This is a genomic window from Deinococcus phoenicis, from assembly GCF_000599865.1.
GTDB classification, from domain to species: Bacteria; Deinococcota; Deinococci; order Deinococcales; family Deinococcaceae; genus Deinococcus; species Deinococcus phoenicis.
Genome location: NZ_JHAC01000017.1, coordinates 174133 through 196014, shown reverse-complemented (window position 1 = coordinate 196014; position 21882 = coordinate 174133). Strand labels below are relative to the sequence as shown.

The 21882-nt window shown below is 64.2% G+C and carries 34 protein-coding genes and 2 tRNA genes; 6 read left to right on the top strand and 30 right to left on the bottom strand.

The features are described from left to right. Window positions 1–63: 63 nt before the first annotated feature. The 26 genes from DEIPH_RS19190 to DEIPH_RS05970 all read right to left on the bottom strand — a co-directional run bounded on the left by DEIPH_RS19190 (window position 64) and on the right by DEIPH_RS05970 (window position 16091). Window positions 64–933, bottom strand: coding sequence for a TIR domain-containing protein (locus tag DEIPH_RS19190; protein WP_161636040.1), 870 nt, complete (start codon window positions 931–933; stop codon window positions 64–66). 82 nt (window positions 934–1015) lie between these two features. After that, window positions 1016–1537, bottom strand: coding sequence for an endonuclease domain-containing protein (locus DEIPH_RS20940; protein WP_407636497.1), 522 nt, complete (start codon window positions 1535–1537; stop codon window positions 1016–1018). A 353-nt stretch (window positions 1538–1890) separates the two neighbouring features. Continuing rightward, the gene (locus DEIPH_RS06080) at window positions 1891–2289 is read right to left on the bottom strand and encodes a hypothetical protein (RefSeq protein WP_034355391.1); all 399 of its coding nucleotides are present in this window, start codon (window positions 2287–2289) and stop codon (window positions 1891–1893) included. Then, window positions 2286–2543, bottom strand: a complete 258-nt coding sequence (locus DEIPH_RS06075) for a hypothetical protein (protein WP_034355390.1) — start codon at window positions 2541–2543, stop codon at window positions 2286–2288. The genes DEIPH_RS06080 and DEIPH_RS06075 overlap by 4 nt, the downstream gene beginning before the upstream one ends. A gap of 337 nt (window positions 2544–2880) precedes the next feature. Next, window positions 2881–3882 (bottom strand): hypothetical protein, encoded by a 1002-nt coding sequence (locus DEIPH_RS19715; RefSeq protein WP_152544827.1) that lies wholly within the window; start codon window positions 3880–3882, stop codon window positions 2881–2883. Between the two features lie 123 nt (window positions 3883–4005). Beyond that, window positions 4006–6015 carry a phage portal protein gene (locus tag DEIPH_RS06070; protein ID WP_034355389.1) on the bottom strand — a complete coding sequence of 670 codons (2010 nt, stop codon included), beginning with the start codon at window positions 6013–6015 and terminating at the stop codon, window positions 4006–4008. A 34-nt stretch (window positions 6016–6049) separates the two neighbouring features. After that, the gene (locus DEIPH_RS18680; protein ID WP_051517186.1) at window positions 6050–7366 is read right to left on the bottom strand and encodes a hypothetical protein; all 1317 of its coding nucleotides are present in this window, start codon (window positions 7364–7366) and stop codon (window positions 6050–6052) included. After that, window positions 7363–7788: a hypothetical protein gene (locus tag DEIPH_RS06060; protein WP_034355388.1), complete on the bottom strand. Its 426-nt coding sequence runs from the start codon at window positions 7786–7788 to the stop codon at window positions 7363–7365. Before DEIPH_RS06060 ends, DEIPH_RS18680 begins: the two co-directional genes overlap by 4 nt. Window positions 7789–7953: 165 nt before the next feature. Beyond that, complete coding sequence (locus tag DEIPH_RS06055) at window positions 7954–8193, bottom strand: hypothetical protein (RefSeq protein ID WP_034355387.1); 240 nt, start codon at window positions 8191–8193, stop codon at window positions 7954–7956. A gap of 68 nt (window positions 8194–8261) precedes the next feature. After that, window positions 8262–8687 (bottom strand): hypothetical protein, encoded by a 426-nt coding sequence (locus tag DEIPH_RS06050; RefSeq protein ID WP_152544826.1) that lies wholly within the window; start codon window positions 8685–8687, stop codon window positions 8262–8264. 146 nt (window positions 8688–8833) lie between these two features. Continuing rightward, entirely contained in the window at window positions 8834–9019 is a 186-nt protein-coding gene (locus DEIPH_RS06045; RefSeq protein WP_034355382.1) for a hypothetical protein, read from the bottom strand. A gap of 58 nt (window positions 9020–9077) precedes the next feature. Further along, complete coding sequence (locus DEIPH_RS06040; protein WP_081790813.1) at window positions 9078–9476, bottom strand: hypothetical protein; 399 nt, start codon at window positions 9474–9476, stop codon at window positions 9078–9080. A 38-nt stretch (window positions 9477–9514) separates the two neighbouring features. Beyond that, window positions 9515–9844, bottom strand: a complete 330-nt coding sequence (locus DEIPH_RS06035) for a hypothetical protein (RefSeq protein WP_034355377.1) — start codon at window positions 9842–9844, stop codon at window positions 9515–9517. Continuing rightward, window positions 9841–10107, bottom strand: a complete 267-nt coding sequence (locus DEIPH_RS06030; protein WP_034355373.1) for a hypothetical protein — start codon at window positions 10105–10107, stop codon at window positions 9841–9843. Before DEIPH_RS06030 ends, DEIPH_RS06035 begins: the two co-directional genes overlap by 4 nt. Further along, the gene (locus DEIPH_RS06025; protein ID WP_034355369.1) at window positions 10104–10538 is read right to left on the bottom strand and encodes a hypothetical protein; all 435 of its coding nucleotides are present in this window, start codon (window positions 10536–10538) and stop codon (window positions 10104–10106) included. The genes DEIPH_RS06030 and DEIPH_RS06025 overlap by 4 nt, the downstream gene beginning before the upstream one ends. Continuing rightward, window positions 10538–11293, bottom strand: a complete 756-nt coding sequence (locus DEIPH_RS06020; protein WP_034355367.1) for a 3'-5' exonuclease — start codon at window positions 11291–11293, stop codon at window positions 10538–10540. The genes DEIPH_RS06025 and DEIPH_RS06020 overlap by 1 nt, the downstream gene beginning before the upstream one ends. A gap of 3 nt (window positions 11294–11296) precedes the next feature. Continuing rightward, on the bottom strand, window positions 11297–11974 hold the full coding sequence (locus DEIPH_RS06015) for a hypothetical protein (protein ID WP_152544825.1): 678 nt from the start codon (window positions 11972–11974) through the stop codon (window positions 11297–11299). Then, complete coding sequence (locus DEIPH_RS06010; protein ID WP_051517185.1) at window positions 11971–12753, bottom strand: ATP-binding protein; 783 nt, start codon at window positions 12751–12753, stop codon at window positions 11971–11973. Before DEIPH_RS06010 ends, DEIPH_RS06015 begins: the two co-directional genes overlap by 4 nt. Continuing rightward, the gene (locus tag DEIPH_RS20135) at window positions 12750–13661 is read right to left on the bottom strand and encodes a helix-turn-helix domain-containing protein (RefSeq protein ID WP_034355360.1); all 912 of its coding nucleotides are present in this window, start codon (window positions 13659–13661) and stop codon (window positions 12750–12752) included. The genes DEIPH_RS06010 and DEIPH_RS20135 overlap by 4 nt, the downstream gene beginning before the upstream one ends. Then, the gene (locus DEIPH_RS06000) at window positions 13658–13945 is read right to left on the bottom strand and encodes a hypothetical protein (RefSeq protein WP_034355357.1); all 288 of its coding nucleotides are present in this window, start codon (window positions 13943–13945) and stop codon (window positions 13658–13660) included. The genes DEIPH_RS20135 and DEIPH_RS06000 overlap by 4 nt, the downstream gene beginning before the upstream one ends. Next, window positions 13942–14310: a hypothetical protein gene (locus tag DEIPH_RS05995; RefSeq protein WP_034355354.1), complete on the bottom strand. Its 369-nt coding sequence runs from the start codon at window positions 14308–14310 to the stop codon at window positions 13942–13944. The genes DEIPH_RS06000 and DEIPH_RS05995 overlap by 4 nt, the downstream gene beginning before the upstream one ends. Window positions 14311–14386: 76 nt before the next feature. After that, on the bottom strand, window positions 14387–14572 hold the full coding sequence (locus DEIPH_RS05990; RefSeq protein ID WP_034355351.1) for a hypothetical protein: 186 nt from the start codon (window positions 14570–14572) through the stop codon (window positions 14387–14389). Then, window positions 14569–14748, bottom strand: coding sequence for a hypothetical protein (locus DEIPH_RS05985; protein ID WP_034355348.1), 180 nt, complete (start codon window positions 14746–14748; stop codon window positions 14569–14571). Before DEIPH_RS05985 ends, DEIPH_RS05990 begins: the two co-directional genes overlap by 4 nt. After that, window positions 14745–15152: a hypothetical protein gene (locus DEIPH_RS05980; protein ID WP_034355344.1), complete on the bottom strand. Its 408-nt coding sequence runs from the start codon at window positions 15150–15152 to the stop codon at window positions 14745–14747. The genes DEIPH_RS05985 and DEIPH_RS05980 overlap by 4 nt, the downstream gene beginning before the upstream one ends. Further along, window positions 15149–15616 carry a hypothetical protein gene (locus tag DEIPH_RS05975; RefSeq protein ID WP_152544824.1) on the bottom strand — a complete coding sequence of 156 codons (468 nt, stop codon included), beginning with the start codon at window positions 15614–15616 and terminating at the stop codon, window positions 15149–15151. Before DEIPH_RS05975 ends, DEIPH_RS05980 begins: the two co-directional genes overlap by 4 nt. Before the next feature lie 160 nt (window positions 15617–15776). Further along, complete coding sequence (locus tag DEIPH_RS05970) at window positions 15777–16091, bottom strand: MerR family transcriptional regulator (protein ID WP_034355337.1); 315 nt, start codon at window positions 16089–16091, stop codon at window positions 15777–15779. Between the two features lie 54 nt (window positions 16092–16145). Here DEIPH_RS05970 and DEIPH_RS19710 point away from each other — a divergent pair, with 54 nt between their 5' ends. Beyond that, window positions 16146–16433 carry a hypothetical protein gene (locus DEIPH_RS19710; protein WP_152544823.1) on the top strand — a complete coding sequence of 96 codons (288 nt, stop codon included), beginning with the start codon at window positions 16146–16148 and terminating at the stop codon, window positions 16431–16433. A 207-nt stretch (window positions 16434–16640) separates the two neighbouring features. On the opposite strand, the gene DEIPH_RS19705 is transcribed toward DEIPH_RS19710, so the two are convergent. Beyond that, window positions 16641–16856, bottom strand: a complete 216-nt coding sequence (locus DEIPH_RS19705; RefSeq protein WP_152544822.1) for a helix-turn-helix domain-containing protein — start codon at window positions 16854–16856, stop codon at window positions 16641–16643. A gap of 214 nt (window positions 16857–17070) precedes the next feature. On the opposite strand from DEIPH_RS19705, the gene DEIPH_RS05960 reads away from it, so the two are divergent. Then, entirely contained in the window at window positions 17071–17553 is a 483-nt protein-coding gene (locus DEIPH_RS05960; protein ID WP_034355333.1) for a transcriptional regulator, read from the top strand. Continuing rightward, window positions 17550–18206, top strand: a complete 657-nt coding sequence (locus DEIPH_RS05955) for an ImmA/IrrE family metallo-endopeptidase (protein WP_034355329.1) — start codon at window positions 17550–17552, stop codon at window positions 18204–18206. The genes DEIPH_RS05960 and DEIPH_RS05955 overlap by 4 nt, the downstream gene beginning before the upstream one ends. 2 nt (window positions 18207–18208) lie before the next feature. On the opposite strand, the gene DEIPH_RS05950 is transcribed toward DEIPH_RS05955, so the two are convergent. After that, window positions 18209–18532 (bottom strand): NDR1/HIN1-like protein, encoded by a 324-nt coding sequence (locus tag DEIPH_RS05950; protein ID WP_034355326.1) that lies wholly within the window; start codon window positions 18530–18532, stop codon window positions 18209–18211. Between the two features lie 266 nt (window positions 18533–18798). Between DEIPH_RS05950 and DEIPH_RS05945 the strand changes: the two genes are divergently transcribed. After that, window positions 18799–19428, top strand: a complete 630-nt coding sequence (locus DEIPH_RS05945; RefSeq protein WP_081790803.1) for an NYN domain-containing protein — start codon at window positions 18799–18801, stop codon at window positions 19426–19428. A gap of 594 nt (window positions 19429–20022) precedes the next feature. After that, window positions 20023–20625 (top strand): tyrosine-type recombinase/integrase, encoded by a 603-nt coding sequence (locus tag DEIPH_RS05940; protein WP_081790802.1) that lies wholly within the window; start codon window positions 20023–20025, stop codon window positions 20623–20625. Between the two features lie 63 nt (window positions 20626–20688). Here the strand turns inward: DEIPH_RS05940 and DEIPH_RS05935 are convergent. Together DEIPH_RS05935 and DEIPH_RS05930 are read right to left on the bottom strand one after the other, a co-directional pair. Next, window positions 20689–20763: transfer RNA gene (locus DEIPH_RS05935), tRNA-Val, on the bottom strand. 23 nt (window positions 20764–20786) lie between these two features. Then, window positions 20787–20860, bottom strand: a tRNA-Cys gene (locus DEIPH_RS05930). A gap of 146 nt (window positions 20861–21006) precedes the next feature. Here DEIPH_RS05930 and DEIPH_RS05925 point away from each other — a divergent pair. Further along, complete coding sequence (locus tag DEIPH_RS05925; RefSeq protein WP_034355323.1) at window positions 21007–21876, top strand: glycerophosphodiester phosphodiesterase; 870 nt, start codon at window positions 21007–21009, stop codon at window positions 21874–21876. Window positions 21877–21882: the final 6 nt, after the last annotated feature.

The following is a 21882-nucleotide window of genomic DNA, read 5'->3' as shown; positions in this document are numbered from 1 at the left end:
TTTTTATGCGCTCAGCACGCTATTTTTGCCCCGCAAGCCCCAGGCCCTAAACGGCGTTGGAAATCACAGCTTGAAGCGATTTCTATGCTTTCTCGCATTTTCAATAGCAACTTTGTACTCTCCGTGAGTTGTAGGGTAAAGAGCGTTTCTTACTTCCTCTTCAATTAAGGCATCCTCTCTAAGATCATCGACAACTACATTTATGAACATAGCATCGTGCTCTATCTCATACTCCTTTACAACGTCCATGTTATCTAATATGTCCCTAATCACATAAAAATAAGACTGGAGAGAATAAGGGTCTGGCTTAGTAAATGACTTACGTCTCTTTGTTCCATAATATTCATTTTTTGAAAGAGTTCTATCGAAATTACGCATTAAGACTATAAGTTCATCCAGTTTTTCGTTATCTGTTCTTACTATCGCACTCTCACTGTGTGAATCATCTTTAAAGGACTCAGAAATCTTTTGTAGTTTTTCTTCAAGAAATGGCCAATTTAACTCAAATGCTTTTAATAATTGAGGCTCGTCTAGAGGACGATCAATTAAGGCATTTATATCTTTGAGCAGCCTAAGTGTGCCTTCTTTTGTAGCTTCACGTCCATGAAACTGAGTTAGTGGGCCAGCAGATAAGTCGGCCAATTTAAAATTAAAAAGATAGGGGACAACCCTCGATGTTCCAAGAACCTTAGATAGCGCCCCTGCTTCAAAGTTAATCCAAGATTCAAATTGATTCTTTGTCGTTAATATGAGTATTCCAAAATTATGTTTTTCCAGCTCTGTCCCGATGGTTCCCGCCCACCGTTCACCTGACTGGATGTCTTGATCGGACATCCAAGGGTCCAGGCTCTGGATCACGTCCTTTAACCAGACGTATAAGGCGGCAGCAACACTCTTGGAGGGCTCCTTCGACCAGCTTAGAAAAATCTTCATGTCACTAAAGTGTACCCAGTGAAGCCGCATGTTGCTCACCAATTCCCTCCGTGGAAAACCCCGCCGGGTGGCGGGGTAAGTGTCAGCTTGCGAGTGCTCGGGCCAGCGCCTCTTGAGGGCTTGCTCGAATCTCCGTCTCGGTGAGCCTGACAATCCTCTCCCCGCATCCTGACAGCCAGGCATCCTTCTTCCGGTCCTTCGCCACCTGCTGAGGCCGGGAGTGCCAATAGTCCCCATCGCACTCCAGCACCAGCCGCAGGTGAGGAAGGTAGAAATCCACGGTGTACCAACGAAATTGTTTCTGACTCTCGAAGGGCACGCCCTGACGCACCAACTCGGCCTCTATCGCTACTTCAATACTTGAGCGCCTGCCGCCTTGCAAGGCTGCGGAGTAAGCACCTACACACTGTCGTGAGCAGAAGCGCCCCTCACCAAGCGTGAGCTTGGCAGGTTTGGCATGGAATGTGGAACCACACCGCTCACAGACGCGGGGAACCCGACTATAAAGAGGATGACTTGAACCACGAACGATAGCTTTCCCACGGCTAGCGCATTCTCGCGAGCAATACTTCTTCCGCTCTGCCTCAAGTGATGTAAGACTCATTCCAACGCCACAGCTTAAGCAGGGTTTGTAGGTTCTTTCGCTCGCGTTCCATGCCCGACGCCCCTTTTGAGCCGAGTAAAAGCAGGCTTTCCCACAGTAACGCCTGTTATCTGACGGTTTCGCCTCAAAATCTTTCCCGCACGCTTCACATTTGCCCCTTGTTCTATTCCAGTTATGCGAGCGCTGGCTTTTGCGTGAATCCGTATAGCACTTATGCGAACAATACTTTCGGCTTTGACGAGGCGAACTGAACACTACTTTGCAAGTAACGCAGCATAGAGCAAACCCAGTAGTCTTCTCCATTTTCTTTCACCTCCAATGAGGCCCACCGAAGCGGGCCTCCTTCAGTTCACTCAGGCTGCGCGGGGGAAGGGTTGAACTTCCTCCCGGTGGATAGCTTCCGGTTCAGGCCACTCGCTGAGCGTCACTTCCTGGCCCCAGAGCAGGAACACCAGGGCTTCTACCAGTTCGCGCCGGGCGGTGAAGATGCCCAGCGTGGTACGGAGCGTACGGATGAAGGGCCGCTCCCCGTTCGCAGGCAGTTCCTTGATGCCGCGCACGAAGTGCAGGGTGCCGAAGGCAGAGTTGTAGCAGAACAGTCCCGCGTCGTGCCGCGTCATGTTGATGTGCCGTCGGAAGTGCCGCTCGCCCTGCCGAACGAAGAGGATCAGCATCTTCTTGTCCGGGGTGAGGCGAGCGTCCACCAGTTCAGGGAGGGCTTGGCCGTTCTGAGTGACACGGGGGCGGATCACGCGGCTACCTCCCACTCTTCGCGCACGCGCTTGACCATGCCGTAGCGGGCTTCCTTGCGGAGTTCCGCGAAAACACCTTCCTGCTGCTCGGCCAGCAGGTGCGCGGGGCAGGAGATGGTGCCGGTGACGTAGGCGAAAAGGGAGCCGTCATGGACCACAACGGTTACGGGGGTGCTGGGGCCATACACATTCACGCGGGTGAAGGTGTAGGTGCCATCGGGAACTCTGGGGCTGGGCGTGGCGTACTGTGTCATAGAACCTCCGGGTTCGCAGAAAGGGGTCAGTGCTTCCTAGGGCGACGGCCCCTTTTCTGCTGCCCATATTCTACTATGCGTAACGCATAGAAGTCAATGAGTAACGCAATGACATCACTGCGTTACTCGACGTGTTAAGGTATTGCTATGGCAGGCCGACCCCAGAATAAAAACTTGCGTCCTCATCCCGAAGCTCTTGGGGTAACTCCCTTACAGGAGGGCGAAGAGAGCCGACCAGTACGGGTGCGAGCGAGCGAAGAGGTTCACTCCTGGCTAAAGAAAAAGAGCGCAAAAGAGATTGGTGATCTCTTACGCTCCTGTATGGAACAAGAAAAAATTAACGGATAGTTACTACCGTTATTTTATCTGCATTAGTCCCTATTTCCATTACCGCTGTTCTCTCGGAGAACGGGCTAATGATAGAGATGTCAAGGGGAGGATCGCTTATTCTAAATAGGGTTCGAATGGTTTTAAGCGGAATGTCATGATTGGTAGGCTGAATGTATAAGATACCAGTACTTTCGCGTAGTGTATGAAGGTATCTTACAAGCTGCCAATAACCCTGCTTTATAGTTTGAGTAGAATCTGAAATCTTAACCTCTACTATCGCCGTTTCCCCTTTTCCTTCTATTACGAGATCAGGACGATAGATTTTATTATCTCCAATTCTTCTAGCATTATCAATGCTGAAGTCCGGTAATTGAGTTGTCAAAAATCCCCAAAGACTTTCTTCCAAGAATTTAGGACCCAACTCTTTAAATTCACGGTCCGTGATCTTGGAAGAATACGATATAATAGACTTAGCAACTATTTCTGATAGGTCTATTCTTTCCTTTATATTTATTTTGTCTTGCGAGGGCATTTCTTCAGCTACCTTAGCACCAATGGAAAAGTTTTCCCTTTCTAATATATCGCCCAAAAGAATAAACGCGAAGGATGATACATTAGATATTGCCATTAAAGCCTCATATTCATCAAATACAGCCCTATGATCATGTGTAGATGGATTTCTCCATTCCTTCCTATAATTTGTAAACAGTTGCATAACCCTAGGCTTTAAAACATTGTTCCTACTAAAATATTCCTCTATTTCATAAGGTGTGATTTTAGAAGAACCCCCCTTAACTATTATTGAATGAGCTTCCTTGAGCATTCCTTCGAAAGCTTGGTTTGCTCTATATATGACATCATTGAATCCCTCTTCATCATCATTTGACACTGCTGCGTGATAATGCCTTTCCGCAATACTTATATGCTTAGCAGCAGCAGTTATTCCATCGAAACTTGGGTGGCCCTCTAACCGCTTCAAGCGTTCAGTCAACTCTTTGAGCAGGTCCATACCCTAACTCTACCGTGATGATTCGCCAGATGCCCGTGGTCTGCCAGTCCTCCAGGTACTCGGCCTTGATAGGGCTGTAGCCGATGCTTACGGCACCCGGCGAAGAGTCGAGCTTAGATGTTGTTAATTGATTTTTGCCACCTTCACCCCCGACAAACTTTTCTGTGCTGGAGCAAAAACTACAGCGCAGCGGCAGTTGACCTCCGTCCCGCTAGTCATCTCGCCATTGCTGAAGGGTTCACTGAGTGGAACAGTCTCACCGTCCATTGCCGCATGAGCATCACGGGTGCGTGAGTCCCCCGTAGCAACCCATGTTTTCACCATGTCCACTCCATATTCCTCTGTAATTTGCTGAGCGCTGGCAAGGTGAGCATGTCCAAAACTTACGGCTAGTTCAGTTCGAGCGATCCGCTCGGCCCGCCACCCGGCCCAGTCCTCGTGCACGCCCCGCAGCCGCTTGGCGATGTCGCGGGCACTCTCGCCCGCCTCCACCCCGGCGGCAATCTCACGGCGCAGGACCTCGCGCGTGGTCTCGTCGATGTACCGGATGTTCTCGCCCACGTGGGCCTTCACCCATTCGACAACCCCGTCCGCCAACACGTCGAAGGTCCCGCCACCGCCGGTGCTGGCGATGTTCTTCAGGAGTGCGGTGTAGGCCAGCGACCCCTCTGCCTCGATGACAGCCGTATGGACCGCCTCCAGCAGTGCCTGCCAGTCGTCGAGCGTCAGCGCCTCCTCCCAGGGGTCGCCGGCGGCGTAGGCCGAGGCGACTGCCGACCCCTGCTCCAGCAGGAGTTCGGCCACCTTCTTCCGCGCCTCCTCGATCCAGGCGTCCATCCGACTCAGGCGCTCGGCCACGTCGCCGTCCTCGGCGGCCTTGCGCTGCATCGGGGGCGGGCGGCTCTTGGCCTGGGTGAAGGTCGGCGCGGGTGCCGCGCGCGGCTCGTCGCCGCCCGGAATCTTCTCCAGCGGCACCCCGGCGGCCGCGGCGGCCATGTTCGGCGGCACGCCCCCGTCGGTCAGGACCTTGAAGGTCTCGGCGCGCAGCTTGCCCACCTCCGCCTCCGTCTTGATATTGGCTTGCAGCGCCCGCACCCCGCTCAGGTCCGGCCGGATGCGCCACCCGTCCGAAGTCAGGCCCCAGTACGGGAAGAAGGTGCCCTCCAGCCCCTGACACAGGTCGTCGAGCAAGGGGACAATCCGGTCTTCCCACAGAATCGCCTTCGCGGCGTCGAGGTTCGAGAAGGTGGCCGCTTCGCCAAACGACAGCAGGATGGGCGGCACCCCGAACACGGCGGCGATTTCCTCGCGCGAGAAGCGCCGGCCGTTCAGGAAGTCCAGGTCCGTCGCGCTGAGCGAGAGGGGCTGCGCCTTGCTCGCCCCGCCCAGCACCAGGGTCTTGCGGATGTTGCCGCCGTCCACCTGTTCGCGGATGAGGTCCCGCGCCTGCTTCATGCGGTCGGCAGACAGGGCAGCGTCCAGGAACACGGCCAGCGGGGGCTTGCCGTCATTCATCAGCACCGCCCGGTTCCAGCGTGCGGCCGCCAGGTCCATGTCCACCGCCGCGGCCGCAGCCTGAAGCGGCGCAAGGCCCCAGCGGGGGTTGGCCGGGTCGACGAACATCCAGTGCGCGACCTGCTCAACGGGCAGGATGCGGGCCTCGGTCGGCGTGACCTGCCACTTGTAGCCGGAGACGAACTCCGTGCGGCTGGCGATGGGCCGCACCTGGTCCGGCAGGATGGGCCACATCTCGACCGGCTGGCCGCCCACGATATTCAGCCACCACACCGCGTTGCCTGCCAGGAGCATGTGGTGCGCCCACCGCTCCTGCATGTCCTGGCGGGCCATGAAGGGATTGGGGCGGCACAGCAGCCGTTGCAGCTCGTGCCCCGGCTCCGGCACCCAGGTGTCGCCGGCGGCGCGCTCCAGCACCAGGGGGACCGAGGCGACGCCTGAGGCGATCTTGCCCACCGCGCTGTACACCCACGGGCTGACCTTCAGGCCCTCCGCGACGGCCTTCTCGGCACTCCACTCGGCGTACACCGGGCGGCCGTCCTGTGTGCTGCTGGCGTGGATCGCCGGGCCGCTGTTGCCGCGCAGTTTGATATCGATGCCGAGGATGGCGGCACCCATTCGCTGGAACCAGTTGATCGTGAATCACCTCCCTTCAGAAGCTGTCGATGAAGAAGTCGCCGCCTTCCGGCGGGCTGTACTCGGTCTGCACCACGGCGTCGCCCACGTTGGTGCTTCGGCCCAGGCGCTTGCGGATGTCGTCCTTGCTCTCGATCTGGATGCCCTGGGCCGTGAGTTTCCAGGTGGGGGCGATCAGGTCTTCGAGCAGCTCGTCATCCGGCGGCAGCGCCAGGTCGTGGCCGTTCGCCGGGTCAAGGGCCTCGCGCATCCGCCACCACATCAGGGCGCGCACGTTGCGAAAGGCCAAGGTGCCCGTCCGGTCCATCTCGTCGGTGCCCTCGGCGGCGTTCACAGCTACCACCGTCCCGGCCTTCCGCTGCCCGAGCAGGTGGTCATAGGCACTGGCCCCCACCCCGATCACGTCCACGTTCAGCCGGGTGTCCGGCCCGACCTCCTGAAGCGCGAAGGCGGCGGCAGTCGGCCCGTCTGGCGTGGCGCTGCCCGGCACCTGGCGCACCCGCCAGAAGTAATTCCGCTTGCGGGGGGCGCAGGCCGTGGCGTCGTCGCCTCCGCGCGCCACGTCCAGTCCTGCCACGTCTGGAAAGCCCTCCGGCGGCTGACGCTCTCGCCAGCGCTGCATGGCCGCCTCCACCCAGGGACGCGGAATGACGCGCATGGCGTCGCTGGTGGCGTCCACGAACTTCCCGTATATCTCCTGATCAACCAGGAGTCGCCCGCCCAGCCGCAGCATCTGCGCCTCCAGATCGCGCAGGCTGGCCCGGCTCAGGAAGGGGTTGTCATAGCTGGTGAAGGTCCGGTGGTGATAGCCGGGCGCGCCCCCCACCGCCTGCTGGTGCAAGGTGTGGAAGAGGTTCTTGCCCTTGGGTACGCCCGCCGCGATGAGGGTGGAGTCGGGGAAGTCGGCCAGCATCGGCATGACGCTGTTCTGGAACATCCCCTGGCCCTTCTCGCCTTCCAGGATGATGCCCGCCTCGTTCAGGAAGATGACGTGGTAGCCGAAGCCCTCCCAGTTCTCGGGGTGGTCGGCGCTGCGGAAGTCGGTGAACCCCTGCCCGACGCGCAGGATCTTCTCGGTGAGGTTCCAGGTGTACGGGATGCTGTCGGCCTTCAGGGCAGGCTCGAAGTAGCGCTCGACGTACCGCCGGATGTTGGCGAGGATGGTGTCCCCCCACAGCAGCTGTCTGCCCTCCAGCATCCACTCGATGTAGGCATGGGCCGCGCCGCGCGTCATGCCGAAGCGGCGGCCCTTGGGGTGGATACGGAACTTCGCGTCACTCTCGAAGAGGATGTGGTGCTGGGCCGGGCTGTACTTCGGGGCGAAGCGGATCACTCTGTCCCACCTTCCCGCACGACCGTGCGCGTGATCTGCACCTGCACCGGCGCGTTCGGGTCACCGACCACCTGCTGCTGCACTCTCTCGCGGTAGGCGTCGGGCTTCAGGGCCTTGAGGCGGAACATCAGCAGCGTGTCGCTGTACTGGGTCTCCTCGCCGACGGGCAGGCCCTGGTAGTAGATGGTCTTGACCGTGCCCTCGACTGCGCGCCGGTCCGCCTCATCCTCAAGGCGCTCGGCATACTGAAGGACCGCGTCATCCCAGGCAGCAGCAAAGGCGGGCAGCTCGTCGCGCCGGTCGTAGGCGCTGGTGCGGCTCACGTCGCTGGCGCGGCAGGCCCGGGTGACGTTGCCGGTGGCCGCCAGCTGCTCCAGGAACTGCCCCTCTTTTTTGGCTGTCCACTTTGTGCGGTTTGCCACCTGCGTTCACCTGCCTTTCTGTCGCGCTGGACACGCGAAAGCCCCCGTCCGAGGACAGTGGGCACTGTGGTCGTCTGGGCCGCTCATCCCCTCTGTCGCGGCGTAAAAAAGGCCCCGCTGTCGCGGGGTTGAGAGGGGTGGGGTGTCGTGGGTCAGTGTCGCTGGTCAGCGGACCGCCAGGACTGGCATGGGCAGCACCTGGTCGAGGACCTGCACCACCGTCCGGCCCTCATGGCCGTGGATGCGCTCGACGTCGCCGATAGAGCTGTAGAGCGCGGTGCTGCACGGCTCCACCAGCCAGCGCATGGCCGCAGTCCCGTCGCTGAACACGACGCCCTCGGCGACCGCGCCGGTGCCGCTGCTGCCGCTGACGTCTTCGTGCCGGATGAGGATGAACCGTTGCATGAGCCTCCAGGTAGCATGAAAAAAGCACCCGCGCCGGGGTGCTGTGGGGGTCGTGTTCGACACTGCTCTTAAGCTACAGAAACAGTAGGTGAATCCCCGGATTTCTGCAAGTACGACAGGTGGGATTCGGCGAGAGCATCCCCCAGACGGACGGCCAGGGTCAGCACGGCGACGGCGTACCGGATGGCCCGGTCCCGCGGACTCGCCCAGCCGCCGCGCTCGTCGAGCAGGGTGGCGAGGCTGGTGCAACCCCGGACGCGCTCCAGTAGGTCGCCCAGGTCGGCCAGGTCCGCCGAGGCGCTGCGGCTCATGGTGGTGATGGCGCTGTCGACCTCGCTCACGGTGTAGCGGCGGGGGCCGGGAGCCTTCAGGTACTGGGCAGTCCCGCCCCCACCGCCGAGAGCTGGGCCGCGCCGGGCGGAATAGGCCCCGATGCCGACGAGCTGCATGGTGCGGCTGCTGGGGCTGCCGCGTTCCACCGGGGCCAGTTCCACTTCCTCGACCAGCCAGGTGCGCAGGGCCTGAAGCCAGAGTTCGGCGTACTCGCGGACGGCGCGTATAACCTCGCGGCCACTGGTGAGCTGCCGGACGGTTTCGCGGGCGCGGGTGACGCCGAGGGGGCGGGTGCGTCTGGGCGAGCTTATTGGCGGCTCTCTTCCAGCAGCGCGCGGGCCGCGTCCACGCTGGCGACAGCGGTGGCCATGTTGAGGGCGCCCGTGCCGTCCTTGCGGATGGCCGCCTCGTGCAGGCGCAGGGCCACGTAGGTGAGTTCGTTCAGGACCGGAGGGCGGGGCGGGGTGTCGGCGGGGCGTCGGTCACGGGTCATGGGGGGCACCTCGATAACGGTAAGGGCGACTGAACTGAAGGGAACGCTTACAGTTTCCTCACATTATCTGACTACGTTCTTTCAATAAACCTGCGATACGTCGAGCCTCCCGAATCAGTGCGACAGCTTCCTTGGGGTCACGAAGGATCAGGGGTTGTAGCCCGTAGAGATCGCGTAGCTCGGCATGCCGCTCGATCTGAGACTGCCTCAGCTTGCCGGTGACGGTCTTGGTTTCGACGAGAGCGGCCAGGCAGAGGGTGGTGCCGGGGAGCGGGTGCAGCACGGTGAGGTCGGGGAAGCCGGTGCGGATGCTGCCGCGCCCACGGCTGCCCCGGTTGATCATGGCGGCGTCGGTCTTCACGGGATAGAAGCCGCCCCGCAGCAGCACGTCGCGCAGGGCGGCTTCTATCTCGGCCTCGGTGGCGGGGCGCAGGTGGGGGGCAAGTTGGTGGGCCATACCGGGCAGGATGGTGGGGCGCACGTGACAGAAGCCTCTCAGGCGTCCGTCTGCCGCCCGCCCTTCAGGTCCACCGCGTGGACGCGCCCCTCTAGCACGGTGGTGAGGGCCGAGAACGCGCCAATCAGAGTCGCGCGTACCTCCACCGGCAACGGCTCACGGCGGGTGTGGCCGTTGACGTCTAGCAGGGTGAAGTTCTCCCCGAAGCGGATGCCGACGCGCACGGGCGCGCCGAGGGGCAGGCCGAACAGGACGGCCAGGGCCTGCCCCAGTCCGGCGGAGACGAGGTGGTCGTGGCCGCTGATGATGCCCCGGAAACGGGCAGGGGCTTCGAGGATGAACTGGGTTTCGATCTCGCGGGTGGTCATGGGCACGCCTTGTGGGAGGTAGGGAGAAGGTGGCTCGCCCACTCAGCCTGCTTCTGGTGGTACAGCTCCGCCTGGTCGTCGGGAAGGGCGCGGGCGTTCGCCTGCCAGATGAATGCCTGATTGACCCGGCGCAGGGAGACCCAGTGGTTGTCGGGGTGCCAGTAGAAGAGCCAGGGGTTCCCGCCCCACCTGCGGATCAGGTAGGGGCGGTGGGCCAAGTCCAGGAAGACGAAGCCGCGCTCGTCGAGCTGGTGGGCGGTCATGCCTCGCCCTTCTCCTGGTACTTGCTGAGCAGCCGTTCGGCGTACGCGCGCTCTTCCCGGCCCCAGGCGGCCAGGTCCTCGGCGGAGTGGGGACCGGTCAGCTCGGTGAGGCAGTGGGCCGCAGACCGGCGCAGGCGGTGGGCGTACGTGGGGCCGTCCACCGGGATGTGGGTGAACCCAGCGACGATGCACATGGCGAGCACCAGGGCACCGTGCTCGAAGTCGGTGAGGATCTGCGGGCGCGTCCGGTCCACCCGCATGAACTCGGCCCACAGCCCGGCGTGAATGCGCTCCAGCGTGGCCCTGGTGTCCGGGGTGAGCAGCTCCCCGCCGAACGCGAGCGCGGTGCCGATGTTGGGCGCGATCTCGCTCATGAGGTCCGGGGAGAGCACGAAGCCCTGCACGGGGGAGGGTTCGGGCAGCGGTTGCATCAGTCCACCTCCCCATCATCGGCCAGCAGGTCATATTCGCGGCCCCGCAATGCCCGGTCCCACCCGGCGTTGTGGGCGTCCATCCGGTCGAGGTCCTCGTCGAGCAGGGCGTCCGCCTGTGCCTCCTGTTCTGCCACCTCGCGCGCTTCCTCCTCGTTGGGCGTGAGGCGCTGTGCGACGGCCTGGATCAGCAGCGCGGCCCGGACCGCATCCCCATAGGCGGTGTGCTCCCCAGGCAGCCCGCGCGTGTCCACCTGCTCCAGCTCCAGTGCCCTGGTGAGGCCCACGTACTTCCAGGCCCCGTGCGTCTCGCTCCACTGCCCGGCAAGCGGCGCGTAGGCGGTCATGATGCAGGCGAACGCGGGAAGGCGCAGGCCCGGCCAGGTCCGCAGGAGGGCAGTCCGGTCGAACTCAGCGTTGTAGGTCAGGACTGCGCTGTCGAGAGGGACAGTTTGCAGCGTCGCCTCCAACGCGCGGCGCATGAGCATGGCCTGCGGCGCGCCCTTGATCTCCTCCAAGCGGTGGCCGTGCATGGTGATGGCGGCGGGCGTCCAGTCAGTACCGGGCGCGCACAGGAAGGCGAGCAAGGGCCAGACTTCCCCCACGCGCACGGCGGCCAGCTCGAATACGCCGCCTTGGAGGCCGGTCGTCTCGGTGTCGAGCACCAGGACGCGGGGGTCGTCGGCCCACGCGCGGAACTGGCGGATGGCGGCGGTCATGGCGGTGTGGACTTGCTCTTCGGTGGGCTGGGGCATGGGTCAGCTTCCTTTCGGGGTGAGTTCGGAGTGGTGGCGGCGCTGCACCTGCGCGCCTGGCGTGCCGTCCTGCCTGAGCACCCGCACGTCGTACTCGGCGGGCCAGCCAGGCTGCTGATGCACTGCTTCGACCGTGCCGATGCGCGGGCGGCTGCTCAGACCTTCGTTCCACGACACCTGACTGCCGAGGGGGTAGGGGGTAGGGACATCGATGGGAGTGGGCGGGGAGGACGCGGGGGCACACTGGAGGTCCAGGAATCCCAGCAGCGCGAGGGCGAGTGCGGCGGCGGGCGTATCGGCACGGCCATCCCAGCGCACGCGGTCCCAGTCGCTTACGCGCGCGGTATAGCGGGTGAGACCATGCGGCGCGGGTTGCAGATGCCAGTGCAACCCGCGCGCCTCGATCTCCTCACGCAGGGCGAACTCCAAGGGGCGCAGGGTTTCCGGCTCGTCGAACAGCACATACTCCGTCCGGTCGCTGAGCCACACCCGGCAAGTCGAGTAGCCGACGGCGAACACACGTTCTGGCAGCAGCTCTGCCAGCGCTTCCGCGATCTCGGCGAGCATCACGGCTCCTCTCCCTTCTGAAGCCGCTCGACCACGTGTGCGGGCAGTCACGTCGCCCCCACCGGGTACGCGCACGCTGCCGGGCTGCACACGGTCGGCTTCGGTGGCCTTCACACCGCCGCTCCCCGCTGACTGCGCTCCAGCGCGGCGGCCCGCGCCTCCCGTTCTTCCCTCGCCCGCCGTTCCTCCTCCTCGCGCTCGTTGGGACCGTTGAACAGGACCCACTCCGCGCTGTGCCGGAACCGGTCGAACGTCCGCTCGCCCATCGCCTCCTCCAGCTCGCGCCGGGTCATCCCGGCCGTGATGATCGTGCTCTTCCCGGCGGCGTACCGTACCCCCAGCACCCGCTCCAGCAGCTTGCGCTCCAGTGCCCCCGTCGAGGTGGCCGCCTCGCCCACCGCGTCGAGAGCCAGCAGGGCGGGGGTGCTCAAAGCCGCGACATGCTCGGCCTGGGTGCGGAGCTGCCGGGTGTAGTCCGCCTGCACCGCCTCCACCCAGCTGGGCCAGCTCACCATCAGGGCACTCAGGCCCGCCTCCGCCGCCCCCCGCACCAGCAACGCTGCCGCCTGACTCGTGCCGGTCCCAGGCAGGCCGATCAGCGCCAGCCCCCGCCCCTCGGCGATCAGATCAGGCAGCGCCAGGCTCACCTCCTGCACACGGCGCCAGCTCTTGTGCCGCAGCCGCATGTCTGTCCAGGGCCGGTCGAGCCTGCTGCCCACCACGCCCGCCTGCCCCAGGCGTGCCTCATCGGCCTGGCGGCGGCAGCGCGGGCAGCGGGCGGCTCCCTGGGGCGTGTCGATCCAGCCCTGCGAGCAGCCCGGTTCCGGGCAGGTCTGGGGGTCGAGTGAGAGCCGCCCGCGCACCGAATCAGGGATCTTGAACTCGCGCTTCATGCCATCCACTCCTCTTCGGTGAGGTCCTGGCGGCGCTTGCCGCGCCCAGCATTCCCCTGCGTCACCTCTTTGTCGAGATCCAAAATCAACTTGGTCCGCCAGGGGCGCGGGCCGCTGGATTCGAGAGCGCGCTGGTGCAGTTCGGCGACCCGCCCGGCCTCCAGGGACAGCCATCCCGGACGCGCTTCCCCCTCGCCCAAGAGCTGGGCCAGGAAAACGGGGCCGAACGCGATCTCCAGCGCCGTTCGGGTGGCGGCGGTCGGCGAGCTGTCCCCAGGCTCGCCACCCGCCGCGCCCGGCGGAACCTCTTCAAGGCTCGTGGGCCTGGTGTTTCCGGCGTTCGCCGGGGGCTGGAAGGGGACGATGAAGGGCCGGGCAGGGCCGGGGCTGGCCCCGTCAGGGGCCTCGGCACCTGCGGTGCCGCCTGCCGTTTGCGGCTTTTCCGAATCTTCCTGAACCCTCAGCGAGAGAGTGCGCGGGCCTGCGGTGCCTATCCCACCTGATAACTCTCTCTCTTGTTCTTGTTCCATTTCTTCCCTTACTTCCTTTACTTCAGGGATGGGCTTTTTCCCCTCCTGGCGCGGGTTGGCGTGGGTTTTGGCACGAGTAGATTTGTGCAACGGTTGTGCAGGCTTTGCACAAGCGCCGCGCAAGCAGTGCTCACCGCCTGCGCTGACGATGTGCCCGGCCTCGCCGAGCCGCTTGGTGCTGGCCTGTACGGTTCGCACGTCGAGGCCCGTCTTCCCGGCGATCTCCCAGGTCTTGAAGGTGCTGTGCTGGTACAGCCGGTGCTTGGCGAGAAACGCGAGCACCTTCATGTCCGACGCCAGGGTCAGCTCGCCCAGCACGTCGAAGACCCAGTTGGGCGTGACGGTCTCCGCGCCCGTCTTCAGCTCCCCGAACCTCATGCCGCCCGCCCTTTCGCCTGCTCCAGCCGCGAGCGCAGGTACGCTTCCAGGTCTCCGCGGCTGCCGCTCCCCAGGTCACCAGCACGCATGGCCCGCCAGTGCAGCCCGTCCGCCCGGCGGATCACCGTGACCCACTCGTCGCCCAAGTTCACGCCGTAGAGGCGGCCCGGCTCCAGCCGCTGACGGGGGGACCGGAGCGCCCGCCCTGGGCAGAAGAGGGCAAGCACGGGCGCGGTGCGGAAGGTCAGCGGCGGTGGGGCTCCGGGGTCGGTCGCGGCGCTCACGCTTCCACCGCCACCGGGTCGGCGCAGCTCGTGCAGAGGTCGTCCTCGGCCCACCAACAACCGCCATCGCAGGGCCAGTTGTTGGTGCAGCCGCACACGCGACAGGCGACGTATCCCGAGAGGTGCCCGTAGGCCGTCCGCGCGGCCGCCTCGGCGTCCAGGGCCGGACCCCAGGCCTCCAGGTGCTCGCCGGGCTGGTCGACGTGGATCAGTCCGGCGGTGTGCAGGTGAGCGAGGCGCAGGTCTACCTCGGCGGCCGACATCCCCAGCTCGGCCCCGAAGCGCAGCACGGCCGCCACCCCGAGCGGGCCGCACTCCCAGATGTGGCGCAGCAGTTCGGCGCGTTGTTGATCAGGTGTGCTCATCGTGTCCTCCACAGGTGTGTCCCAGAGACGAGAGGGAGACCGCACGCGGCGGCCTCCCGGTTGAAGGTTGGGGATGTCAACGCCGTGACCCCGGCCCGAAGGCGCGGGCAGCCCCAGCCATCACCGAGGCCCACCCCCCGCAGAACGTCACGAGCAGGCCGAGAGAGATTCCCGGCCGCTGCGGGTCGTAGTGGGGCAGCAGCAGCCACGCCAGGGCGAACAGCGCCGCGCCCAGCACCAGCAGCGGGACCGGCCGGCTCACCGGTGCACCGTCCCCGTGCCCCAGCACGACCGGCAGCCCTTGAGCGGCTGAATCCGCGCACCGTCCGTGCAGTCGCACAGCGTGCCCGGCCCGGCGCTCAGGCGGGGCCGGTGTATCAGGCGGGCCACCATGACCGTCACGGGCACCACCGCGAGGCGGACGAGGAGGCGGCTCACGACAGGGCCTCCACCCGCGTGATGCGGATGAGTTGGTGGACGCTACATTCGTAGGTCCGCTGCTCACCCAGGACGAACACCAGGAAGTCGGGAGCACCCTCCTCGGAGAAGTCGTCCACGATCAGGCCCAGCGCGTCGAGCAACTCGTCCACATCCGTAGTGCTGCCCTGCTCACACCGGCCGGTGACGCGCACCCAGTCGCCGGGCTGGAGGTCGCCTCCCTCGCGGGACAACTCCGAGCCGGACCACCCGAACCGCGAGTACCGTTCGCGGGAGGCTGTCCTGGTCCAGTCGACGGTGTAGGACGATCCACCCAGCACTGCCTCGACGCCGACGATCACGCCAGGGGACCGGGTCATCCGGTGGATCACACAGTCCCCCACGTCGAGCACTTGGCCGCTCACGCCGCGCTCCCGTTCTGCGCCTCGCGCTCAGCCTGGGCCAGCGTCAGGCGCTGCTCGAACTCGGCGCGGGTCTGCTCCCAGGTCTTGATCATCGCCGCGCCGCGCCTGTTCGCCCGGCGGCTCATGACCTCCAGCCACAGCGTTCGCTTCTGGAGGTCAATGTGCTTGCGAACCTCAAACCCGATCTCGTACATCGTGCGGAGGATGCCCGCCGCCAGGCGCTGGCTGCCCTGATCGTCCAGGTCGAACTGGAGCAGCTCGACCTCAGCGACCAGCAGCAGCAGCGGCGTGAATCGCAGGCGGCATTCCGGCCCCACCACGCCCACGTAGGGCACCACGGTGCCGGGGCGCTTCAGCTCGCGGCCGCAGTGGCTGCACTTCTCCACCGCGGCCTTCTGCGGCGCGGGCGCTGCGCAACGGGTGATCAGGCTCGAATCAGGCTGGGCAACAGTGGTATAGTTCACAACGATCTCCTTAGCTGGGGGACAAGCGCTTCAGGCCTGGCGGGGCCGCTGTAGAGGCGCTTTTTCTTTTGGCTTCAGCTCGCGCGGGTTGCTGCGGGCCGCTCGTCACGCGCCAGGGGCGCGGGTGGAGTAGGGGGAGGACGGGCACAAGTCACGGCGCTCACCGCTGTCCGGCGGCCTTGCGGAGGCGCGGGTTGGAGGTCGGCCGGTTGTAGAGCCAGGCCTGGAGGCTGTCGGCGGGAATTGAGTACGCCCCCCGGCCGCTGTCCCCGGCCTGCTTCGCGTGCAGCTCGCCCTGACGGATGGCCGTGCGGATGCACCACTCGGTCGTGCTCGTGATCTCTGCCGCCTCTTTGATCGTGTAAGCGAGCTTGAGAGGCGCGGGCACCGTGGCCCCCACCTGCACCCGCGCGGCGATCAGGTCGGCCAGCTCGGCGAGTTGGTCTGGAGAAAGGCGGACTTCAAGAGAGGTCATGCGCCGTACCCCCGCCGAGCGGCCCGGTAGGCTGCCCTTGGAAAGGAGGTGAACGTGAAAGTCGATATAGAAGCACTGAGCGAACTCGCTCTGGCCGCTTTAGGGGAAGCGATGCGGGCCAGGGCGCAGGCAAGAGTTGCTTTCGCTGTGCTCCAGCAAATTGGCGTTCCACAAGAAGCTTTTGAGGAGGCGTACTTCATAAATGCCGTTGACGTAGCGGAAGAAATGCGCGAGCTGCTCAAACAGGGGCGGGTCAGCCCAGAGGTCGTGGATGCGATCAATGATCGCTTCCTTGAACTTCCGAACTCTTCTGATCCGTCCCCCAAGCCGCCAGCGAATTAAGCCCGTAGCGCTGGCCGAGAGCCAGAGCGAACGGGTCGTTCCCGCCCGAGAGACGGCCCACCAATACCTGCGCTGCTCTCCCCGCTTCCTCCGCCTGCGCCGCTGCAACGGCCCGGCGGAGTTCTGCTTGCACCTCCGGCTGCCGCAGTACCGCCACCAGCAGCCGCACCAGCACACGCTTGAGCATGGACACCTTCCTTTGGGAAGTCATGCAGCACCCGCCTGTTCGTGATCTATTCCCAACTCGCGGCAAATGGAAATGCGGGTGCTATCGCGGGTTCCCCGGCGTTCATTCAAAAAATCCAGCACTGTCCGAGGCTTCATGCCGAGCTTTTTCGCCAGCCTACGCGCCGAAATGCCCCGCGCTTCAAGCGCAGCACGCGCGGCGGCAGCGACCGGGTCAGGGTTGCGTTCCTCTGGCATGGGAGCAGACTACGACTGTACCCATTTGGTGTCAATACTAGATTGGGAATATTCCCAAATTAGTTCCCATTTCGGCCCATTATGGAACCATTTGAGTACAGTCGCCGTATGCGAGCGCATGACTGGTTTGGGAATGCGTCATGCGTCGAGGTACTGGCACATGGCAGCCGCTAAAGCCCCGCAAGATATAGACCCGCGTGCAGTGGTTCACGGCATGCTCGTCAAGGATAGGCGCCTCGACTTGGGGCTGAACCGGCCTGCGTTCGTCGCTGAGATGGCAAAGCATGGTCAGGACATCACGCCGGACTACTTGAACAAGCTGGAGCGGGGCACCGCACCTCTCTCCCGCGCATCTCTGGAAGTCCGCGAAGCTATCCGCGCTGTACTCGGGTACTCGGTCGAGGAGTGGCGCGACCTGACAGGACTGTACACACCAGACATCCCCGAGCCCCTCAACACTATTGTTCAGAGACCCGGCCGAATTAACCGTCAGGCGGTCCCCCCACCAGTTGAAATCCCCGAAGGCCTGCTCGAAGCGGGCGAGCGGTTCGCCATCATCGACCCCCTGATCGCGCATCCGAAGGTGCAGGGAATGCTGGCGCAACAGGGAAACTTTGGTGGGCGGGGGCCGGTGACAGCCGAGGAGTGGTGGCGGTACTTCGAGAGCGTGCGGCAGTACATCGAGGTGGACGGGTGACCACCCTCGGGGCCGACTTCCTGCGGTTCGTGGACCAAGTGCATGCACGGCATGGCTACGAGATGGACTTCTGGCGCCTGGCAGCGGGCCTGGGGATTCCGGTGACGCCGGGGCCGTTCAGCAGCACGGTGTCGCTGCCGTGCACAGTGATCACGCTGGAGGAGGGGGTGTACCACAGTCCGCGGACCTTCGTGAAGATGCACGAGATCAGCCACGCGCTGCTGCGCGACTCGGGCATCGAGAAGGAGCTGGAGTGGCTGTGCGAGTCGCCGGAGGAGTTTCGCGCTCAAGTGGAGGCCTACTGCAACTTCGGGGCTGGGCAGCTCCAGATGCCGGGGCCGCTACTGGACCAGGCGACCCAGCGCTACGGGACGAGTCCGGGGGCGGTGCTGTGTCTGGCAGAGGCCTGCGGGTCGAGCCTTCCGGCGGCGATGCGCCGAGTGGTCTTCGGAGGCCTGGAGGCAGACGCCCACCGGGCTGCGTTCCTGACCCAACGCAGCTACGTAAAGGACGTGGTGACCGCGAACATCCCACTGGAGTTCAGCGTGGGGACGCGGGTGCCGGAGATCGCGTTGGAAGTGCCCACGGCCAAGCTCCGGCGGGTGCCGGAGGACTACGGCGTGGGCCTGACCCTGGGGACGGTGGCCTGGTGAGGTTACTTGCAGGTACGGACGCGGGTGATCTGCACCTGATCAGCTCCTTTGAGCACGTCGAGGAAGGCTTCCTGACCCTTGAAGGTTTTGCTGCCCCCAGCGGGAATAGTGGCGATCAGGTTCTCGAAACCGCCCATCAGCTTCTTCCCTTTGTAGAAGAAGTCTGCCCGCATGTTGATGCTGAGCGGTGCCTTGGTCGGGTTCTTCACCACGATGGTGTAGGCGACGTGGTGGGGGTCCTTGAGGCTGGCAGCAGCGGACACCTTCGCAGGGCAGGCGGCAGCGTAAGAGGCAGCGGCGAGGGTAAGCAGGGCAGCAAATTTCATCACACTTCCACGGTAAGGGTTCAGCCACCTCCGGCCCTCCCCCTGGTGGGGGTGCCCTTGCGACATGTGGACCTAAGCGGGCCTCACCGAACCTCAGCGGACCTCAAGCAGAAGGAGTTTTTCGTGTTGACAATTAAACCCACAAAATATACAGTTCTGTCATCCGCTAACGCCGATAGGTCGGCACACATCCACACCCCGGTGCGCCCACACATCCAGCGCTGGGGTGATTCTTTTTTGCCGTCTAGCACGACTACGAGGGCAGGATGAAGCGCACCGCCGTGCTGATCGACGGTGGCTTTTTGCTGCCCCAACTCAAGCTGGTGTACAAGCGGCACGCAACGGCGGCCGAGGTCTACAACTTCGCCATGAAGACCCTGGAAGCCGACGAAGAGCTGTTCCGGATGTACTACTACGACTGCCCACCCTATGAGGGCATAGAGACTAACCCTATTGACGGGAGCACGAAGGATTTTGGCGCCTCAGCACTCAGTCATGCTCGCCGCATCCTTCTGCGTGACCTCTCTGTGATGGACCATGTGGCGTTCCGGCGTGGCCAGCTCTCCTTCGACGGCTGGCAGATCAAGCGGCATACCGCGCAACGGCTCATGGCGGCAGGGGCAGCAGGCAATCCCATGCCTCAGATTCAGGCCAGCGATGTCTACGCGGCGCTTTCTCAAAAACGCGTAGATATGAACATCGGCCTGGACGTGGCCTGGCTTGCCAGCAAGCGCATCGTGGACAGGATCATCCTCGTCACGGCAGACAGCGACTTCATTCCAGCCATGAAGTTCGCCCGTCGGGAAGGCGTCCAGATCATCCTCGTCCCGATGAAGGGCATCCCGAAGTTCGAGCTGAAAGAACATGCCGACGTTATCCGGACGGTTGCCCCCTAATGACCCGCCCCCCCACCTCCCGCAAACGTTCCCGCGCCTCCGGAGAAGGCAGCCTGCGTCAGCGCCCGGACGGCACCTGGGAGGCCCGCTACACCGCCGGGTGGACGCCGGAGGGAAAGCAGGTCAGGAAGAGTGTCTACGGCCGCACCCGCGCCCAGGCGGCCGACCGGCTCAAGCTCGCCCTGGCAGAGACCGAACGGGGGGCCGTGGTGCTCGCCGAGCACGGGCGGCTGACGCTGGCCGACTACGCGCACGCCTACGTCGAGACCCGCAGGGCCGAACTCAGCGAGGGCACCGTCCAGAAGCTCCAGAGCTACCTGAAGATCCTGGGGACGCAGCCGGTCGGGGGCAAGCTCCTGACCGAGCTGAAGCCGGTCACCCTGGAGCGCCTGTACGCGGCGCTCGCCAGCCGGTACGCCCCCTCGACGGTCCGGCACATCAGCATCTTCGTGAACCAGGTCCTGCGCCGGGCGGTGCGTCACGAGATCCTCCGCACCCACCCCGGCCTCGCGGCAGACCTACCCCGCATGAGGGAAGAGAAGATCGGGCGGGCGCTGGAGCCGGAGGAACTGGCCCGCGTCCTCCAGGCGGCCCGTGAGACGAGCCTCTCCCCTCTTCGCCATCATCGCCGCGTTGGGCCTGCGTCACGGCGAGGCGCTGGGCCTCCAGTGGGGAGACCTGGACTGGAAGGCCGGGACGCTCGATGTGCGGCGCACGGTGGTCAGCCGCGGCGGGACGCCAATGATCAGCGAGCCGAAGACCCGCAGCGCCCGGCGCACGCTGTACCTCACCCCGGCCCTGAAGACGGTCCTGCACCGGCACCTCCTCGACCTGAAAGGCCGCGATCTCCCGACCGACGCGTCTGCCTGGGTCTTCCCGAACCGCATGGGTGGGATGCTCAGCCAGCACAACGTGCGCCGGGTGTGGCGGCAGGCCCTAGCAGCAGCCGAGGTGTCCGAGACGACCCGCATTCACGACCTGCGCCACACCTTCGTGTCGCGGCTGATCGAGGGCGGGGCTGACCCCCGCACGGCGGCCGACCTCGCGGGCCACGCCGACCCGCGCATGACCCTCTCGGTCTACACCCACACCCGCGCCGAGAAACGCAAGGCGACCCTGCTGGCGTCCATGACCCACCTTGACGAGCTGCTTGAAGCTGAAGGGGCACCTCTCGAACAAGCAGTAGGGGTGGAATAGGGGTGACGCGCGTTGCAGGGGTGGAGACCCAAAAGGAAAAACGCCCTCTTAGAGGGCGTTTTTTGGTAGAACCGAGGGGATTTGAACCCCTGACCCCTACCGTGTCAAGGTAGTGCTCTACCCCTGAGCTACGGTTCTATACCGGGTGATCCGTGGGGTATTGGAGGCGCTGACCGGACTCGAACCGGTGGTGGAGGTTTTGCAGACCTCTGCCTTACCACTTGGCTACAGCGCCGCTGTATTCGCCATGAGGCGGCTGGTGGGTCGGTCCTCTGCCAGCGGAAGGAATGTTAGCACGCACCTTTCGGCCTGTAAAGCGGGGCGGCCTCGTCTGCGCCCGGTCCCCGCAAGGCGAGCGGGGCGGGTAAAGTTGAGGGCGACATGAACAGAGCATTGCTGGCTGGCCTGAGTACGGCGCTGCTGGGGGCTTGTGCGCCCGCCGCCCACCCCACGAACCCTTTCGTGCAGGGCCGAACCCTCAACATCGCGCATCAGGGGGGCGAGGGGCTGTGGCCCAGCAACACGCTGCTGGCGTACCGCAATGCCGCCGCACTGGGCGTGGATATACTGGACACCGACATGCACGCCACCCGGGACGGCGTGCTGGTGCTGTCGCACGACGAGACGCTCGACCGCCTGACCGACACGCGGGGCCGCATCGCGGACATGACGCTGGCGCAGGTGCTGGCGGCGGATGCCGGCTACGGGCTGTCCCTGGACGGCGGCGCGACCTTCCCCTTCCGGGGCCAGGGCGTGCGGGTCGCGCAGCTCTCGGAGGTCCTGGCGGCCTTCCCGAACATGCCGCTGACCATCGAGATCAAGCAGGCGGCTCCCAGCCTCGCCGCCCCCTTCTGCAAGGCGCTGCGGGATGCGGGGGCCACCGGGCGCGTGATCGTGGCCAGCTTCAGCGACACGGCAATGAACGAGTTCCGCGCCGCCTGCCCGGAAGTGATGACCAGCATGACGGAAAAGGAGCTGCGCCCGCTGGTGCTGCTGAGCAAGGTGGGGTTGAGCCGCCTGGCCCCGCTGCCGGGCCGCGCCGCGCAGGTGCCGGTGCGGTCGGGGAACATCGAGGTGGTGACGCCCGCCTTTGTGCGCGCCATGCACGCGCGGGGCGTGGCGGTGCAGGTCTGGACGGTCAACGACCCCGCCGAGATGCGCCGCCTGAGCCGGATGGGCGTGGACGGCATCCTCACCGACCGGCCCGATCTGCTCAAGACCGTGCTGGCGGAGGAGGCCGGGCAACGCTGAGAAGGG

What these genes read in the sequence shown, in the direction of transcription:
- DEIPH_RS19190 (WP_161636040.1), bottom strand. Translation starts at nt 933, where the DNA reads ATGAAGATTTTTCTAAGCTGGTCGAAGGAGCCCTCCAAGAGTGTTGCT.
- DEIPH_RS20940 (WP_407636497.1), bottom strand. Translation starts at nt 1,537, where the DNA reads ATGAGTCTTACATCACTTGAGGCAGAGCGGAAGAAGTATTGCTCGCGA.
- DEIPH_RS06075 (WP_034355390.1), bottom strand. Translation starts at nt 2,543, where the DNA reads ATGACACAGTACGCCACGCCCAGCCCCAGAGTTCCCGATGGCACCTAC.
- DEIPH_RS19715 (WP_152544827.1), bottom strand. Translation starts at nt 3,882, where the DNA reads ATGGACCTGCTCAAAGAGTTGACTGAACGCTTGAAGCGGTTAGAGGGC.
- DEIPH_RS06070 (WP_034355389.1), bottom strand. Translation starts at nt 6,015, where the DNA reads ATGGGTGCCGCCATCCTCGGCATCGATATCAAACTGCGCGGCAACAGC.
- DEIPH_RS06055 (WP_034355387.1), bottom strand. Translation starts at nt 8,193, where the DNA reads ATGCAACGGTTCATCCTCATCCGGCACGAAGACGTCAGCGGCAGCAGC.
- DEIPH_RS06045 (WP_034355382.1), bottom strand. Translation starts at nt 9,019, where the DNA reads ATGACCCGTGACCGACGCCCCGCCGACACCCCGCCCCGCCCTCCGGTC.
- DEIPH_RS06040 (WP_081790813.1), bottom strand. Translation starts at nt 9,476, where the DNA reads ATGGCCCACCAACTTGCCCCCCACCTGCGCCCCGCCACCGAGGCCGAG.
- DEIPH_RS06035 (WP_034355377.1), bottom strand. Translation starts at nt 9,844, where the DNA reads ATGACCACCCGCGAGATCGAAACCCAGTTCATCCTCGAAGCCCCTGCC.
- DEIPH_RS06030 (WP_034355373.1), bottom strand. Translation starts at nt 10,107, where the DNA reads ATGACCGCCCACCAGCTCGACGAGCGCGGCTTCGTCTTCCTGGACTTG.
- DEIPH_RS06025 (WP_034355369.1), bottom strand. Translation starts at nt 10,538, where the DNA reads ATGCAACCGCTGCCCGAACCCTCCCCCGTGCAGGGCTTCGTGCTCTCC.
- DEIPH_RS06020 (WP_034355367.1), bottom strand. Translation starts at nt 11,293, where the DNA reads ATGCCCCAGCCCACCGAAGAGCAAGTCCACACCGCCATGACCGCCGCC.
- DEIPH_RS06010 (WP_051517185.1), bottom strand. Translation starts at nt 12,753, where the DNA reads ATGAAGCGCGAGTTCAAGATCCCTGATTCGGTGCGCGGGCGGCTCTCA.
- DEIPH_RS20135 (WP_034355360.1), bottom strand. Translation starts at nt 13,661, where the DNA reads ATGAGGTTCGGGGAGCTGAAGACGGGCGCGGAGACCGTCACGCCCAAC.
- DEIPH_RS05995 (WP_034355354.1), bottom strand. Translation starts at nt 14,310, where the DNA reads ATGAGCACACCTGATCAACAACGCGCCGAACTGCTGCGCCACATCTGG.
- DEIPH_RS05970 (WP_034355337.1), bottom strand. Translation starts at nt 16,091, where the DNA reads ATGACCTCTCTTGAAGTCCGCCTTTCTCCAGACCAACTCGCCGAGCTG.
- DEIPH_RS19705 (WP_152544822.1), bottom strand. Translation starts at nt 16,856, where the DNA reads ATGCCAGAGGAACGCAACCCTGACCCGGTCGCTGCCGCCGCGCGTGCT.
- DEIPH_RS05960 (WP_034355333.1), top strand. Translation starts at nt 17,071, where the DNA reads ATGCTCGTCAAGGATAGGCGCCTCGACTTGGGGCTGAACCGGCCTGCG.
- DEIPH_RS05950 (WP_034355326.1), bottom strand. Translation starts at nt 18,532, where the DNA reads ATGAAATTTGCTGCCCTGCTTACCCTCGCCGCTGCCTCTTACGCTGCC.
- DEIPH_RS05945 (WP_081790803.1), top strand. Translation starts at nt 18,799, where the DNA reads ATGAAGCGCACCGCCGTGCTGATCGACGGTGGCTTTTTGCTGCCCCAA.
- DEIPH_RS05925 (WP_034355323.1), top strand. Translation starts at nt 21,007, where the DNA reads ATGAACAGAGCATTGCTGGCTGGCCTGAGTACGGCGCTGCTGGGGGCT.